Source organism: Neorhizobium sp. NPDC001467, assembly GCF_050275975.1.
In the GTDB taxonomy this organism is placed as follows: Bacteria; Pseudomonadota; Alphaproteobacteria; order Rhizobiales; family Rhizobiaceae; genus Neorhizobium.
The window spans coordinates 341,530-354,176 of the sequence record NZ_JBNNPS010000003.1 but is presented as its reverse complement, the minus strand read 5'-3'; the positions used below and the strand labels follow the sequence as shown (position 1 = coordinate 354,176).

Annotated in this window: 16 protein-coding genes; 10 read left to right on the top strand and 6 right to left on the bottom strand. The window is 61.8% G+C overall.

Annotation, left to right across the window (positions count from 1 at the left end; genetic code table 11):
* Positions 1-83 precede the first annotated feature (83 nt).
* Entirely contained in the window at positions 84-353 is a 270-nt protein-coding gene (locus ACQKKX_RS10140; RefSeq protein WP_427570545.1) for a hypothetical protein, read from the top strand.
* A gap of 57 nt (positions 354-410) precedes the next feature.
* Here the strand turns inward: ACQKKX_RS10140 and ACQKKX_RS10135 are convergent, their stop codons facing one another.
* Positions 411-848 (bottom strand): DUF1489 family protein, encoded by a 438-nt coding sequence (locus ACQKKX_RS10135; protein ID WP_427570543.1) that lies wholly within the window; start codon positions 846-848, stop codon positions 411-413.
* Between the two features lie 98 nt (positions 849-946).
* Entirely contained in the window at positions 947-2,344 is a 1,398-nt protein-coding gene (locus tag ACQKKX_RS10130; protein ID WP_427570541.1) for an L-serine ammonia-lyase, read from the bottom strand.
* 224 nt (positions 2,345-2,568) lie between these two features.
* On the opposite strand from ACQKKX_RS10130, the gene ACQKKX_RS10125 reads away from it, so the two are divergent.
* Together ACQKKX_RS10125 and ACQKKX_RS10120 are read left to right on the top strand one after the other, a co-directional pair.
* Entirely contained in the window at positions 2,569-3,267 is a 699-nt protein-coding gene (locus ACQKKX_RS10125) for a DUF599 domain-containing protein (RefSeq protein ID WP_427570539.1), read from the top strand.
* A gap of 27 nt (positions 3,268-3,294) precedes the next feature.
* Positions 3,295-4,284, top strand: a complete 990-nt coding sequence (locus tag ACQKKX_RS10120; RefSeq protein ID WP_427570538.1) for a DUF1624 domain-containing protein — start codon at positions 3,295-3,297, stop codon at positions 4,282-4,284.
* A 24-nt stretch (positions 4,285-4,308) separates the two neighbouring features.
* Here ACQKKX_RS10120 and ACQKKX_RS10115 read toward each other — a convergent pair whose 3' ends face one another.
* On the bottom strand, positions 4,309-4,695 hold the full coding sequence (locus tag ACQKKX_RS10115; protein WP_427570537.1) for a MerR family transcriptional regulator: 387 nt from the start codon (positions 4,693-4,695) through the stop codon (positions 4,309-4,311).
* 63 nt (positions 4,696-4,758) lie between these two features.
* Positions 4,759-6,174: a magnesium transporter gene (mgtE, locus tag ACQKKX_RS10110; protein ID WP_427570536.1), complete on the bottom strand. Its 1,416-nt coding sequence runs from the start codon at positions 6,172-6,174 to the stop codon at positions 4,759-4,761.
* A gap of 207 nt (positions 6,175-6,381) precedes the next feature.
* On the opposite strand from mgtE, the gene ACQKKX_RS10105 reads away from it, so the two are divergent.
* A complete protein-coding gene (locus tag ACQKKX_RS10105) occupies positions 6,382-6,597 on the top strand; it encodes a peptide deformylase (protein ID WP_427570535.1) in 216 nt (71 codons plus the stop codon).
* Positions 6,598-6,662: 65 nt separating this feature from the next.
* On the top strand, positions 6,663-7,160 hold the full coding sequence (locus tag ACQKKX_RS10100; protein WP_427570534.1) for a BON domain-containing protein: 498 nt from the start codon (positions 6,663-6,665) through the stop codon (positions 7,158-7,160).
* A 3-nt stretch (positions 7,161-7,163) separates the two neighbouring features.
* Here the strand turns inward: ACQKKX_RS10100 and ACQKKX_RS10095 are convergent, their stop codons facing one another.
* Both ACQKKX_RS10095 and ACQKKX_RS10090 read right to left on the bottom strand, forming a co-directional pair.
* Entirely contained in the window at positions 7,164-7,580 is a 417-nt protein-coding gene (locus ACQKKX_RS10095; RefSeq protein WP_427570533.1) for an OsmC family protein, read from the bottom strand.
* A gap of 14 nt (positions 7,581-7,594) precedes the next feature.
* Positions 7,595-7,918, bottom strand: a complete 324-nt coding sequence (locus ACQKKX_RS10090; RefSeq protein ID WP_427570532.1) for a TfoX/Sxy family protein — start codon at positions 7,916-7,918, stop codon at positions 7,595-7,597.
* A 140-nt stretch (positions 7,919-8,058) separates the two neighbouring features.
* Between ACQKKX_RS10090 and ACQKKX_RS10085 the strand changes: the two genes are divergently transcribed.
* From ACQKKX_RS10085 to ACQKKX_RS10065, 5 genes are all read left to right on the top strand, one after another.
* Positions 8,059-9,129 carry a branched-chain amino acid ABC transporter substrate-binding protein gene (locus ACQKKX_RS10085; RefSeq protein ID WP_427570530.1) on the top strand — a complete coding sequence of 357 codons (1,071 nt, stop codon included), beginning with the start codon at positions 8,059-8,061 and terminating at the stop codon, positions 9,127-9,129.
* A gap of 77 nt (positions 9,130-9,206) precedes the next feature.
* A complete protein-coding gene (rpe, locus tag ACQKKX_RS10080; RefSeq protein ID WP_427570529.1) occupies positions 9,207-9,884 on the top strand; it encodes a ribulose-phosphate 3-epimerase in 678 nt (225 codons plus the stop codon).
* A complete protein-coding gene (locus tag ACQKKX_RS10075; RefSeq protein WP_427570528.1) occupies positions 9,884-10,384 on the top strand; it encodes a hypothetical protein in 501 nt (166 codons plus the stop codon). The genes rpe and ACQKKX_RS10075 overlap by 1 nt, the downstream gene beginning before the upstream one ends.
* Before the next feature lie 72 nt (positions 10,385-10,456).
* On the top strand, positions 10,457-11,764 hold the full coding sequence (purB, locus tag ACQKKX_RS10070) for an adenylosuccinate lyase (protein ID WP_427570527.1): 1,308 nt from the start codon (positions 10,457-10,459) through the stop codon (positions 11,762-11,764).
* A 75-nt stretch (positions 11,765-11,839) separates the two neighbouring features.
* Complete coding sequence (locus tag ACQKKX_RS10065; RefSeq protein WP_427570525.1) at positions 11,840-12,403, top strand: RBBP9/YdeN family alpha/beta hydrolase; 564 nt, start codon at positions 11,840-11,842, stop codon at positions 12,401-12,403.
* The last annotated feature ends 244 nt before the right edge of the window (positions 12,404-12,647 follow it).

Sequence of the window (12,647 nt, the reverse complement as noted above, 5' to 3'; positions counted from 1 at the left end):
TCGGGCAACCGGCGGCAAGCGCCGGAACAGGTTTCATTCCGGCACGATTTCAGCCCTCGATTTGTAATGCGTACGAGGTCAACATGGCAGTGAACGAAAACAACATCGAACGTGAATTTCCGACGACGTTGAAGACCGCGATGCGCGGGCCGGCGCTGCATCCGCTGCACGAAGCCGCCATGCGGATCGCCGCGCTCGGCGTCAATCGGCCACGCGAAAAGACACGCGATCTGGTGGGTCTGCTTCTCACCCACGCAGCGCGTGCCTGGCGCTACACGCAGCCCGAGGCGAAAATTCACCTGCATATCTCGGTGCGATCCGGCAATGCCCCGATCCACATGCGTCTGCGTTGATCGGCGTCCTGGTCCCGAAATAGTCAAAGCGCGCCCGGTAGCGCCCTTTGTTTTGTTTTATAGAAGGCCTAGCTCGGCGAGCTCGCGCCGCAGGTCCTCTGGCAGCGCCATCACATCCTCACCCAAAGTGCCGAGATCGGCCGGTGCATCCTCCGGCGTCAGATAGCGCCAGCCCTGAAACGGACGTCGCGGCTGCGGCATCGTCTCGATCACTTCCGGCCCAAGCACAAGATGGCAGCGGCCGATACCGTCCTCGCCTGTAAAGGTCTCGATATCGAGCAGTTTCTGCCGGGCCATGACCTGGCCCTTGATCACCCAGTAAAGCGAGCCATCCGCCAGCAGTTCCTCCACCCGCTTGGGCACCATGCGCGTCGTATGCACCGAATGCGGTGCAAGCCCCGCTGCGATTGCGCTCAAGGACCGTTGCGCCACCCATTCCTGCAGATCGTGAATGGAATCGGCGCCGACGCAGAGTTTGACGAGGTGAAGGGGCATGTCGATGCTTGAAGACCCATAAGCGGGCCGCGTCAAGCCATCCTTGCGGGATGGCAGGCCCGCATCCACAGCCCGCAATCATCGACGGCGCGCGCCGGTCAGCATTCCACCACGTTGACGGCAAGACCGCCCGTGGAGGTTTCCTTGTATTTCTCGCTCATGTCGTTGCCGGTCTGGCGCATGGTCTCGATACACGCATCGAGCGGCACGAAATGGGTGCCGTCGCCCTTGATCGCCAGCGACGCCGCCGTCACCGCCTTCACCGCGCCCAGCGCATTGCGTTCGATACACGGCACCTGCACGAGGCCGGCGACCGGATCGCAGGTCATGCCGAGATGGTGTTCGAGAGCAATCTCCGCGGCGTTCTCGATCTGCTCGGGTGAGCCGTCCATGACGGCGGCAAGTCCGGCGGCTGCCATTGCTGCCGCCGAACCGACCTCGCCCTGGCAGCCGACTTCGGCGCCGGAAATCGAGGCATTGTGCTTGATGATGCCGCCCACGGCCGCCGCCGTCAGCAGAAAGGTATGGATGTCCTCGCGGGTCGCATCCTCGTGGAAATGCAGGAAGTAGCGCACGGTTGCTGGAATGACGCCGGCCGCGCCATTGGTGGGGGCGGTGACGACGCGACCGCCGCCGGCATTCTCCTCGTTGACCGCCATCGCATAGACGGACAGCCAGTCATTGGCGAGCAGCGGGTTCAGCCGGTTTGAGCGCCACTCCGCCTCGAGCTTCTGATGGATCGCGCGGGCCCGACGCTTGACGTTCAGCCCGCCGGGCATGATCCCCTCGACCTGGAGGCCGCGGTCGATGCAGCGGCTCATCGCGTCCCAGATACGGTCTAGCCCGTCGTCGAGCTCGGCCCGGCTCATCCGGGTTTCTTCGTTGGCCCGCTTCATAGCGGCAATGCTGAGACCCGCACCGCGCGCCATCTCGAGCATTTCCTTCGCCGAAGCGAAAGGATATGGCACGCGGTCGGAACTCACCTTCTTCTGGCCGCGCATGGCTTCCAGTTCGGTATCGGTGACGACGAAACCGCCGCCGATCGAATAGTAGATCCTTTTCAGCAACAGGCGACCGTCCCTGTCCAGCGCCTCGAATGCCATGCCGTTGGCGTGACCCGGCAGCGGCAGCCTGCGATCATAGACAAGGTCCGTCGCCGGCTGGAATGCATAGGGCGGATGGCCGGGCGGCGTGACACGGCCTGTCCGCTCCACGTCGGCGATGATCTCGTCCATGCGATCGGGGTCGACGCTCTGCGGCGCCTCGCCCATCAGGCCAAGAACCACCGCCCTGCCCGTACCGTGACCGATGCCGGTAAAGGCGAGCGAACCGTGCAGGCTCACCTTCAGCGCTGCCACCTGGGCGCCCGCCGGCCGCGGCCAGTCGTTGGACAGGATCAGCGCGAGAAACCGATTGGCTGCCGACATCGGACCCATTGTGTGGGAACTCGACGGTCCGATACCGATCTTGAAGACGTCGAAGACGGAAAGAAACATGACGGTCCATATTGCAGGAAACTATGGCAAGGCTACGCCCGACGACGATCTGGCCAAGGCGGCTTCCCGACATCCGGTTTCACGGCAGCGACATAGGATCAAAATGCCGCCGGCGCAATGTGGATAGGACGATCGTGATCGTGGCGGGACCTTGCCGGTGATCGCGAACTGACGCATTACAGGCTTGTTCGCCGAACAGGCGGTCCCTGCAACTGGTCCCTGCCATGTCGATTGCCGATTACATCGCGCTTGCCCTCTTCGTTTTCCTGTGGGCCTCCTATAGCTGGGTTTCCGCCGGCGGCGGCGGCAGGTTACTGCCGCGGCGCAGCCTCAACCGGGTGATGGCCGAGCGGCGGCGCAACTGGATCTACAATTCGCTGAGCCGCGACCTGAAAATGATCGACACGCAGATCCTCGCCGGGCTGCAAAACGGCACCGCTTTCTTCGCCTCGACATCAATCCTTGCGATTGGTGGCTGTTTTGCGCTTCTTGGCGCCACTGATCAGGTCGAGGCGGTGTTCCGCGACCTGTCGATCGCCTCCTATGGCGGGCGTACCTCCTTCGAGCTCAAGGTTGCCGGTCTGACAGTGATCTTCGGCTATGCCTTCTTCAAGTTCGGCTGGGCCTACCGCCTCTTCAACTACTGCACCATCCTGTTCGGCGCGATGCCGATGATGCACGAGACCAACAACAACCGTGAGGCGGCCGAACGCGCCGCCGATCAGGTGGTCCGCATGAACATGATCGCCGCCAGCCATTTCAACTCGGGGCTGCGGGCCTTTTTTTTGTCGATCGGCTATCTCGGCTGGTTCGCAGGGCCCTATATGTTCATCGCCATGACGGTCATCGTCATTGTCGCCCTGACACGCCGCCAGTATTTTTCCGAGGCGCGTCTGGCGGTCATGGATGACGACCGCCCCTGAACAGAACCCAAGACGGAAAGATTTTTCGTGGCCATTGCTGAGACGAGTTCACACGCGCCCTCCAGGCCGCGCATTCTGCTGATCGACAGCCTGCGGGGCCTCGCGCTTCTCGCCATGGCCTCCTACCATTTCACCTGGGACCTCGGGTTTTTCGGCTATATCGCCCCTGAAACGGCAACACAGGGCGCCTGGAAACTTTATGCCCGCATGATTGCGAGCTCGTTCCTGTTTCTTGCCGGTTTCAGCCTTGTTCTTGCGCATCTGCCGGTGATCCGCTGGGCGTCCTTAGGCAAACGGTTTGCCATGGTGGCGGGCGCAGCCTTTGTCATCAGCATCGGCACGTTTCTCGCCATGCCGGATGAATGGATCCATTTCGGTATCCTGCATAATATCGCGCTGTCGGGACTGATCGGTCTTGCCTTCCTGCGCCTGCCGGCCCTTCTCACCGCGCTCGTCGCGACCGGTATCGCAGCCGCAGGCTATATCGATGGTTATGTCCATCCCGGCCTGTTCGACAGCGCAATCTTCGATCCGCGCTATCTCAACTGGACCGGCTTTGCCGCGACCCCGCCGAGGTCCAACGACTTCGTGCCGCTGTTTCCGTGGCTCGCGGCGCCCCTTCTGGGCATTGCGGTGGCCCGACTTGCGCTGACCCGCGGCTGGCTGACGCGTCTTGCGGAATGGCAGATGAAACCCAACGGGCTTGGCCGCATCGGCCGTCACAGCCTCGCCTTCTATCTCATACACCAGCCTGTGCTGATCGGGCTTCTCTACCTGTTTTCGCTGGTCTACCCGGCGCCTGCACCGGATCCGATGCAGTCCTATATGCGCAGTTGCGAAAGCGGCTGCATCGGCAGTGGCGAAAATGCGGGCATGTGCCAACGCTTCTGTTCCTGTACCGCCGAAGGCCTCGCCCAGCAGTCCCTTTTGCTTCCGATGAACCGCGGACAGGTCAATCCTCAGACGGATGAACGGGTGCAGGCGCTGGCGCTGGAATGTTCGTTCAGTGCCCGATAGCCTGGCCGAGCGAGGCGCAAGGCCTCAGGTGCCGACGCCAATCTCGGCAAGACGCGTCAGGCAGGCTTCCTCGACATTGTCGAGCTCCACCAGCGTTTCGTCGATATCCTTGCGCTTCTGGCGCAAATCCTCGCGTTTTTCATCGAGGCGTTTCATCAAGAGCTTCAGCTGGCCCATTTCGCCCGGCGGTTCCTTGTAGACCTGTACGATCTCGCGGATTTCGGCGATGGTGAAGCCGATACGGCGGCCGCGCAGGATCTCCTGAATGAGGCGACGGTCGGCGGCGCGGAACAGACGCGTGCGGCCCCGGCGTTCGGGATGGATGAGACCCTCGTCCTCATAAAAGCGAAGGGTGCGGGTCGAGACGCCGAATTCGCGGGTCAGTTCCGTTATGCTGTAATACTTGTGCACGTGCTTGCCCTTTTCAGAGCGACGAAACTAATTGACCTTTACGTACAAGTCAATTTTTCCGCCTCAGCTGATCGCGAACCACCAGGTCGCAAGGCCAAGAAATGCGAAGAAGCCTGTTATGTCAGTAATGGTGGTCACGAAGACCGCGGAGGCTACAGCCGGGTCGGCACCATATTTGTCGAGAAGAAGCGGCACCATGATGCCGGCCAGTGCCGCAGCCATCATGTTGATCAGCATTGCCGTCGCGATGATGCCGCCGATATTGGGATCCTGAAACCACAGGCCGGCAACAAGACCGATCAGCACGCCGAAAAGCACGCCGTTGAGCAGGCCGACGCCTGCCTCACGGCGGATGATGCGCCAGGCATTGTGGATGTCGAGATCGCGGGTGGCAAGCGCCCGCACCGTGACCGTCATGGTCTGCGACGCGGCATTCCCGCCCATGCCGGCAACGATCGGCATCAGCACCGCCAGCGCCACGATCTGCTGGATCGTTGCATCGAAAAGCCCGATGACTGACGCCGCCATAAAGGCGGTGACCAGATTGACCAGCAGCCAGGGCACACGCGAACGCGACGTATCCTTGATGGTATCGGAGAGTTCTTCATCACCGACGCCCCCCAGGCGCATGATGTCCTCTTCCGCCTCTTCCTGCATGACGTCGACGATGTCGTCGATGGTGAGCACGCCGACCAACCGCCCGTTGTCGTCAACCACGGCCGCGGAGAGAAGGTCGTATTGTTCGAAGAGCTGCGCCGCCTCTTCCTGGTCCATGTCGGCATGGATAGGATAATTCGTGTCGCGCATGATGGTCTCGATCTTGACCTGCCGCTTGGTGCGCAGGATGCGGTCGAGATCGATGACGCCGAGCAGTTTGAAGGTCGGATCGATGACGAAGATCTGCGTGAAGCTTTCCGGCAGATCCTCCTCTTCGCGCATGTAGTCGATGGTCTGTCCGATAGTCCAGAACGGCGGCACGGCCACGAACTCGGTCTGCATGCGGCGGCCGGCCGAGCTTTCCGGGTAGTCCAGCGCGCGGCTGAGGCGAACACGCTCGGTGAATGGCAGTTGCGCCAGGATTTCCTCGCGGTCCTCCTTGTCGAGGTCTTCCAGAATGTAGACGGCATCGTCCGAATCGAGATCACCGATGGCCGCAGCGATCTGCGCGTTCGGCATCTGATCGACGATCTCCATGCGGATCGTCTCATCAACCTCGGTCAGCGCCGTCAGGTCGAAATCGTCTCCGAGCAATTTGACGAGCGCGAGGCGCTGGTCGGGCTGGATGGCTTCGAGAAGGTCACCCAGTTCGGATTCGTGCAAGCGCGCGACATTCTGGCGCAGGAACAGCACATCACGGTCGGCGATCGCCGCACCGACCAGAGCGAGCACGTCGGCGCGGATCGCGCCTTCCTCGGAATAGATGTCGTCGGAAAGTTCCTCCGATGTAAGGCGAAGGCGATCTTCGTCGATATTCGTCATATGGCCGCCCTCACATCGGGGGATTTCCGCCGCCCTCCGTCACCGGCAACGAAGATGCAGCGAAAAACCGATTGTCAACAACTGGATAGTGCAGCCCGCCAGGATTGGTTCCCGCGCCGCCTGGATATCTGCTAGAACAATTCCAAAGCAGGGTCCAGAGACGTTTTGACCCATGCGAGAGCCGATCCTTCGTCGCCGAGGTGCCGCGTGACACGCCTGAAAATTCTCTCCTACCCCGATCCGCGGCTGAGTGAGGTATGCCAACCAGTCACGGCTTTCGATGAGGATCTGCACCGCCTCAGCGAGGACCTTCTCGAAACGATGCGGATCGACCAGCTCGACGGAATGTTCTGGCTGCAACGGCTGTCGCGACTTAAACGCGAGCGGCTGATCAAGAAATGGGAAAAAGCGGCTCGGCGCTGAAACCGGGCAGAACTATCCGCCGACATGCACGTTATCCCTCCCGAGATGCAAATCAGGAGGCTGTCATGGCATTGAAAAAAGGCGAGAACGAACTGTCGCGCGAAGAGGATTTCCGCGATTACGAAGAGCGCGACATCGAGGATGGCTGGCCCTATGCCGACAAGCCGGGCGCCGGCGCGAAGCCTGCCGGCAACGCGGAATACGGGACCTCCGCCAATTTCGATCGCGAACGCAATGGCGGCTTCCGCATCGACGGCATCGATGCCGACGGACAGGAAAACCGTCTGCGGGACCGTGGCCTGCCGGAAACCGTGGGCCGCGAGAATGACGACGACCTTGAGGAACGAATCAGCGACGCGTTGGAAAATCTCGAAGATCTGCAGATGGAGATGATCGATCTGCATGTGGAAGACACGACCGTCGTGCTGGAAGGCATGGTCGATGACGAGGCGCTCATTCGCCGCATCGTCGCAACTGTGCAGCGTGTGCAGGGCGTCGGTAAGGTCGTCAACCGGATCACTGCCGGAGGTGTCGACAGCCATATCCCGGATGACGACGAGTAAGAGCTAGAGGATGCGGATGACGGGTTTTGTCAAAAGCGTGTTGCTGACCGTGCAGATCTCTTCCGCCATGTGAGTGATTTCGGCGCGCTCCTGCGCGTCGAAGTCCCCGAGGAGTTCGAATGTCGCTTCGAACACCTCGACCCGGGCTGGCTCGCCGGAACTCTTGTGACCTGTGACATGGACGCAGACATCTTCGAGCTTGTCCAGAATACCCAGCCTGCTGGCGGCGATACGGGCACTCAGCACGAGACATGCGGCCAGCGACGAGTAGAGCAGGTCGAGCGGGTTGAAACCCGGCGCCGACGCGCCGGTAACCACATCCAGCTGGCCTCCGGTTTCGCTGACTATGCGCGGATGTCCGTGACGCCCGACCCTTGCGGTCGCTCCCACAGCGCGCGCTTTCACCTTCACCTCGACCATGGGTCCATCTCCCGTCATTGTGACTGCGACCGCACGGCCGCCTCATAGGCAAGCCGCGCCCACCTCGTCATTTCGTCAGGGTCGTCGAGCGCCTCTTCCGGCACGCTCCAGTAGGGCATCAGAACCGGCCTGCCCTTCCGCCCCTCGTAACTCCATTGCTTTGCCCCGGCTGCAGCGAATTGCGGCGCGCTCAGGGCATCGGCTTTGAGCATCAGCGTGTCGCGCAGGTCGAGCGCGAAGATGAGGCCGCGATGATAGATACCCTTTCCGCCGAACATGCGTCTGACCGTCACGGCGCCGAGCCCCTCGAAAATTTCCTCCAGCGCGACATTATCCATGATCTACCCCTGTGACCGCGCCTATCGATAGGATTTCATGACGGCCGTTGTCCATGGCAAACATCTTCGTGTTATAGGCGAAACTCTTTGACGCAACCGACCGGTCGACCCAGACTGGCCGAATGAAACAATAGGCCCACATGAGCGCGATGCTGAAAGCTCCGTTACTTGCCGTTGCCGTCCTGCTTCTCGCAGGCACCGGACCGGTCGTGGCGGCAACCATCGGGGTGGTGGCGCCCATGAGCGGCCCCTACGCCAATCTGGGCGCACAGGTATTCGAAGGGGCGCGCGCCGCCGCGGCTAGAAATGGCGACCGCCTCGTGGAGATCAACGAGACCTGCGATCAGGGTGCCGGGCAATCCATTGCCGAACATTTGCGCGCGGAGGAAGCCGTGGCGGCGATCGGCTTTCTCTGCGTGGAAACGCTTTCCGAAGCGTTGCCGGCGCTTAAAGAGGCACGTATAGCCGCAATCACGTTGTCAGTGCGGTCGAAAATCCTCATGGAGGATGCGCGGCGCTACGGTTGGCCGTTCTTCCGCATGGCGCCGGCCGATCGTGACGAGACGGCAAAGCTGTCGGAAGTCATCCTCAGTCAGTGGCAGAACAGACCGATCGCTCTGGTGGAAGATGGTACGATCTATGGCCGCGATCTCGCCAGCGCCATCCGCCAGCGGCTTGAGGCTGGCGGCATCAAGCCGGTTTTCACCGATACCTACCGTCCCGGCCAGGAGCAGCAATTGGCGCTGGTACGGCGGCTCGCCAAGGCCGGCGCAACGCATGTGTTTGTCGGCGGCGATCGCAACGATACCGCCACCATTGCCCGGGATGCGGCAGCCGACAAGATCGGCCTGACGGTGATCGGCGGCGACGCCCTGAAATCCGCAAACCGACCCATCCCGCTGCGAGACGGCGTGCTGGCAGTCACCCTGCCGGACTACACGACCCTGCCCGAGGCCCAGAGTGTCGTCACTGACATGCGCGAAAACGGCGTGGAGCCGGATGGCTACGCCCTGCCCGCGCATGCCGCCATCGAGATCGTTCATCAGGCCGCCGCAGGCGCGGACATCATCGACCAGTTGCCCGGCCGCTTGTTTTCTACGGTCGTCGGGCCGATCGGCTTCGGCAGCAATCATGAACTGCAGGCCAATCCGCTGCGGCTGCTGCAATGGCGCGACAACACATTCCGCGAGCCGCGACCGCAGACCGACTGAGCCTGACGTCCTATCATTGTCTCATCCGCGGCGCGGTGGTAAGCCCGCTGACATTCAGTTCCTGCCGGAGATCCTTCATGACGCTGCCGATCCGCATCGCTCCTTCCGTTCTTGCCGCTGATTTTTCCCGCCTCGGCGAAGAAGTGCGCGATGTCGTAGAAGCCGGCGCAGACTGGGTCCATCTCGACATCATGGATGGCCATTTCGTGCCGAACATTTCGTTCGGTCCAGACGTCATCAAGGCGCTGCGTCCACACACCAAGGCGATTTTCGACTGCCATCTCATGATTGCGCCGGTCGATCCCTATCTCGAAGCCTTCGCCAAGGCCGGTTGCGACAGCATTACCGTGCATGCCGAGGCCGGCCCCCACCTGCACCGCTCGCTGCAAACCATTCGCGCGCTCGGGAAAAAGGTCGGCGTCACGCTCAATCCGGCGACGCCGCTCTCGGTCCTGGAGAACGTGCTCGACGATATCGATCTTATCCTCATCATGAGCGTCAATCCCGGTTTCGGCGGACAGAAATTCATTCCCGCCATGCTCGACAAGATCGCAGCGACAAAGGCGATGATCGGTCACCGCCCGATCGAGATCGAGGTCGATGGCGGCATCACGGCCGACACGATCGGGGCGGCGGCAAAGGTGGGGGCCAATGTCTTCGTGGCGGGCTCGGCCATCTTTGGCATGGGCGACAGGACGGCTTATCGCACCGAGATCGCCACGCTGCGCCGCAACGCCGAAACCGCGCGGACCTGATGGGTGCCGCCCTGCCCCTTGCCAAGACGATCGCTCGCTCAACCGCGACGGCCTTGCTCTGGGGCATGGCGATGACGATTTCGGCGGCAGCCAGCCTTCTGCTGCGCGGACGGCTCGAAACCTTTCATCTCCCGACCATCCTCACGATCTTTTTCGCCGGAGGCTTCCTGGCATGGCTGCTGACCGAATTGGTAGGCTGGTCCGTAATTTCTCTCGCGCGGCGGCGATCGCGCCGACAATGGCCGCGGGCCGTCCTGGCCGGCACCGGCTTGGCCGCGGCCACCCTTTTCGTGACTGCCGCTCTCTTCGCATTGGAATACAGGTCCTTCTACGCGCGGTGGCATGCCGAAACGCTCAGCCGCGTCTGGCTGCTGCAGTTCGCCTTCACTTCCGCCTCCGCCTATTACCAGTTCGCGGTCATGGCGCTTCGCCTCTATTTGCCGCTCGGACCGTTCTTTCTCGTCGCCGGCACCTGGATCATGCTCCGACGCATGCGGTGACGGGCGCGTTGTGATTTTGGAAACACTTTGCTACAGGGGCGCAACTCTCCAAAATCAGGAAGGCCTCCGCCCATGATCCCTCGCTATTCGCGCCCCGAAATGGTCGCCATCTGGTCGCCCGAAACAAAGTTTCGCATCTGGTTCGAAATCGAGGCGCATGCCTGCACGGCATTGGCCGATCTTGGCGTCATTCCGAAATCGGCGGCCGAGACGATCTGGGAAAAGGGGAATGCCGCCGTCTTTAACGTCGCGCGCATCGACGAGATCGAAGCCGTCACCAAGCATGACGTCATCGCCTTCCTGACGCATCTTGCGGAATTCATCGGTCCCGACAGCCGTTTCGTCCACCAGGGCATGACCTCTTCGGACGTTCTCGACACCACGCTCAACATCCAGCTGGTGCGCGCAACGGACATCCTGCTCGCGGGCGTCGACCGCGTTCTGGCGGCGCTGAAGGCGCGCGCCTTCGAACACAAGGACACGGTCCGCATCGGCCGCAGCCACGGCATCCATGCCGAGCCCACCACGATGGGCCTGACGCTTGCCCGTTTCTATGCGGAGATGGATCGTAACCGCGCCCGCCTCGTCGCCGCTCGCGCTGAAATCGCAACCGGCGCGATCTCAGGCGCCGTCGGCACTTTTGCCAATATCGATCCGCGCGTAGAGGAATATGTCTGCGAGCAGCTTGGCCTCATCGCCGAGCCGGTTTCCACGCAGGTCATCCCGCGCGACCGTCACGCGATGTTTTTCGCAACGCTCGGCGTCATCGCCTCGTCGATCGAAAACGCCGCGATCGAAATCCGCCACATGCAGCGCACCGAGGTTCTGGAAGCCGAAGAGTTCTTCTCTCCGGGCCAGAAGGGTTCGTCGGCCATGCCGCACAAGCGCAACCCGGTTCTGACCGAAAACCTCACCGGTCTCGCCCGCCTCGTGCGCATGTCGGTCGTGCCGGCCATGGAGAACGTTGCTCTCTGGCACGAGCGTGACATCAGCCATTCCAGCGTCGAGCGTGCCATCGGCCCGGATACGACAGTGACGCTTGATTTCGCCCTGAACCGCCTGGCCGGCGTCATCGAGAAGCTTGTCGTCTATCCCGACAACATGATGAAGAACATGAACAAGTTCCGCGGTCTCGTGCATTCGCAGCGCGTGCTGCTGGCGCTGACGCAGGCAGGCGTGTCGCGTGAAGACGCTTACCGTCTGGTGCAGCGTAACGCGATGAAGGTCTGGGAACAGGGCAAGGACTTTCTCGAGGAACTGCTGGCCGATGAGGAAGTGCGCGCCGCGCTTTCGGAAAGTGACATCCGCGAAAAATTCGACCTTGGCTACCACACCAAGCATGTCGACACGATCTTCCGCCGCGTCTTCGGCAAGGCGTGATCGAGCCCGGAACACTGATCGACCCTCGCCAGGCCGAGGGTTGATCTCGCTGATGATCGAACACAGATAAGCGCCATGAAAGCTTCAGACGCAGAAATTCTCATCGTTCCCGGCTACACCAATTCCGGCCCGACCCACTGGCAGAGCCGCTGGGAGCAGAAGCTCGGCACCGCGCGCCGTGTCGAACAGGCGGAATGGGCAAAACCGGTAAAGGAAGATTGGGTCCAGCGGCTGGTTGAAGAAGTCGACGCTTCGACCAAGCCGGTCGTTCTGGTTGCCCATTCGCTGGGTGTCGCCACCGCCATCCATGCCATCCCGCATTTCAAGAAGCCCGTGGTCGGTGGCTTTTTCGTGGCGCCCCCGGATGTCGCCAATCCGACGATCCGCCCAAAGCACTTGATGACCTTCGGCCCCTATCCGCGCGACCCGCTGCCGTTTCCGGCGCTGACCATCGCCAGCCGCAACGACCCTTTCGGATCCTACGAGCATGCCGACGACATCGCCAGTGCCTGGGGGTCGCTGCTGATCGATGCCGGTGAATCCGGTCATATCAATGCCGAGTCGGGCCATGGTCCATGGCCTGAAGGCACGATGGTGTTTGCGCAGTTTCTGGCGAAGTTGAAAGCGCCGGACGCCTGAGCTGTACCAAGGCGATCTGCAGCTCCAAACACGTGAACCTGCGCCCCGCCGGATGACCGTCGCATTTGCGGTTCTAGCGCTCGATGCAACGCGGCGGGCGCCACATAAGACAACTGCCCTGACGACAAGCCGGACGACAGCGTCATCAGCGGCGGGAAAGCCAAATGCATTCGTCCATTCGTGCCAGCGCTCCACGACGGTTGAGAAGTTTGCCGCCCGCATTGTGAAAGCCGTACTTTTCCGT

Bases quoted from the DNA above. Each gene is read 5' to 3' on its own strand.
- ACQKKX_RS10140 (WP_427570545.1), top strand. From the start codon at position 84: ATGGCAGTGAACGAAAACAACATCGAACGTGAATTTCCGACGACGTTG.
- ACQKKX_RS10135 (WP_427570543.1), bottom strand. From the start codon at position 848: ATGCCCCTTCACCTCGTCAAACTCTGCGTCGGCGCCGATTCCATTCAC.
- ACQKKX_RS10130 (WP_427570541.1), bottom strand. From the start codon at position 2,344: ATGTTTCTTTCCGTCTTCGACGTCTTCAAGATCGGTATCGGACCGTCG.
- ACQKKX_RS10125 (WP_427570539.1), top strand. From the start codon at position 2,569: ATGTCGATTGCCGATTACATCGCGCTTGCCCTCTTCGTTTTCCTGTGG.
- mgtE (WP_427570536.1), bottom strand. From the start codon at position 6,174: ATGACGAATATCGACGAAGATCGCCTTCGCCTTACATCGGAGGAACTT.
- ACQKKX_RS10100 (WP_427570534.1), top strand. From the start codon at position 6,663: ATGGCATTGAAAAAAGGCGAGAACGAACTGTCGCGCGAAGAGGATTTC.
- ACQKKX_RS10095 (WP_427570533.1), bottom strand. From the start codon at position 7,580: ATGGTCGAGGTGAAGGTGAAAGCGCGCGCTGTGGGAGCGACCGCAAGG.
- ACQKKX_RS10090 (WP_427570532.1), bottom strand. From the start codon at position 7,918: ATGGATAATGTCGCGCTGGAGGAAATTTTCGAGGGGCTCGGCGCCGTG.
- ACQKKX_RS10085 (WP_427570530.1), top strand. From the start codon at position 8,059: ATGAGCGCGATGCTGAAAGCTCCGTTACTTGCCGTTGCCGTCCTGCTT.
- rpe (WP_427570529.1), top strand. From the start codon at position 9,207: ATGACGCTGCCGATCCGCATCGCTCCTTCCGTTCTTGCCGCTGATTTT.
- ACQKKX_RS10075 (WP_427570528.1), top strand. From the start codon at position 9,884: ATGGGTGCCGCCCTGCCCCTTGCCAAGACGATCGCTCGCTCAACCGCG.
- purB (WP_427570527.1), top strand. From the start codon at position 10,457: ATGATCCCTCGCTATTCGCGCCCCGAAATGGTCGCCATCTGGTCGCCC.
- ACQKKX_RS10065 (WP_427570525.1), top strand. From the start codon at position 11,840: ATGAAAGCTTCAGACGCAGAAATTCTCATCGTTCCCGGCTACACCAAT.